2 protein-coding genes are annotated in these 1,396 nt (G+C 71.6%); both read left to right on the top strand.

Annotated features, from left to right (window positions below):
• Positions 1–195: 195 nt before the first annotated feature.
• Positions 196–690: a large conductance mechanosensitive channel protein MscL gene (mscL, locus tag K6I33_RS35030; RefSeq protein WP_308297372.1), complete on the top strand. Its 495-nt coding sequence runs from the start codon at positions 196–198 to the stop codon at positions 688–690.
• A gap of 10 nt (positions 691–700) precedes the next feature.
• A complete protein-coding gene (locus tag K6I33_RS35025; protein ID WP_229358827.1) occupies positions 701–1,213 on the top strand; it encodes a GNAT family N-acetyltransferase in 513 nt (170 codons plus the stop codon).
• Positions 1,214–1,396: the final 183 nt, after the last annotated feature.

Genomic DNA, 1,396 nt, shown 5'->3' with positions numbered 1-1,396 from the left:
TTCCCGGCCCTTCCCCGCGCCCTGGACCCCGCCCGGGCGCCGGGTGCCGATGTTCGCGCCGGTGCGCGTGGGGCGGCGCGGGCGCCCCCGACGCATCCGGGCGCGCGTTTGCGGATTGGACAGACCAGCCAGATTCTCTCGTATGTTATTGAATCGGCCATTCCGGCATAGGTACGTACAGAGAGAGGTTGTTCGGTGAGCTCCGGGAGCGATAAGAAAACAGGAGTCCTCGGGGGTTTCAAGGCCTTCCTGATGCGGGGCAACGTGATCGACCTCGCGGTCGCGGTCGTCATCGGAGCGGCGTTCACCAACATCGTGAACTCTGTGGTGAAGGGCGTCATCAACCCCGTCGTGGGTGCCTTCGGCACCAAGGACCTCGAACGCTACGCGTCCTGCATCAAGGGCCCCTGCGTCCGCAGCGCGACGGGTGAGGTCACCAAGGGCGTCTACATCCAGTGGGGCTCGGTGCTCAGCGCCACGCTGACCTTCCTGATCACGGCGGCGGTGGTCTACTTCCTGATGCTGCTGCCCATGAAGCGCTGGCAGGACCGCCAGGCCGCCAAGGCCCCGGCGGAGACCAAGCCGAACGAGCCCACCGAGATCGAGCTGCTGGCCCAGATCCGCGACACCCTGATCGAACAGCGCCGGGGCCCGGGCTCGGGCTCGGACTCCGTCCCGGCCCAGCGCTAGGAGGCAACCCGTGCCGGCACCGGCGGACCCGCTGGTCCGTGAGCTGGATCTGAACGACGCGGAGATCGCGGCCGCCGTGCACCAGGCGGGCAGGCGCGCCTATGCCGTCGAGGCCGGCATCATCGGCTTCGACGGCATCCCCGCCCTGCGCGAATCGCTCCAGGACATGCGGGCCCGCCCGCTGCGCTGGCTGGGCGCGATCACCGACGACGGACGGGTGGCGGCCTTCGTGGCCTGGCAGACGCGGGCCGGCACCGGCCCGCAGGTCACATGGATCGACCGGGTCTGCGTGGACCCGGCCTTCTTCCGGCGCGGCCTCGCGACCCGGCTGCTGCGCCACCTGCTCACCGAAGTGCTCGACGGCGGCGAAGTGCGGGTCGGCACCGGCGCGGCCAACCGGCCCGCCACGGCCCTGTACAGCGGGCTCGGTTTCCATCGGACCGCCGACTCGGAACCCGAGCCGGGGTTCCGGATGGCCAACTTCGTCCTCCGCCTCGGCACCGGCCGACCCACCGACGGCTGAGGTGGCGCGGGGCGGCCTCAGATGTGGTGGGGAGGCTTCTCGTCCAGGAAGCGGGCCAGGTCGGCGGCGCTGCCGCCGGTGGCCGGGCGGTCGCCCCAGCCGCGGTCGGTGTCGTCCGAGGACTGCCGGTCCAGCGGGTCGTCGAAGATCAGCGCGGCGGCCGGGGGCGCGGGGTCCCGGCGG

Origin of the sequence: Streptomyces sp. UNOB3_S3 (assembly GCF_020740895.1) — a bacterium.
In the GTDB taxonomy this organism is placed as follows: Bacteria; Actinomycetota; Actinomycetes; order Streptomycetales; family Streptomycetaceae; genus Streptomyces.
The sequence above is the reverse complement of the archived record's forward strand: the minus strand, read 5'-3'. Positions and strand labels throughout refer to the sequence as shown.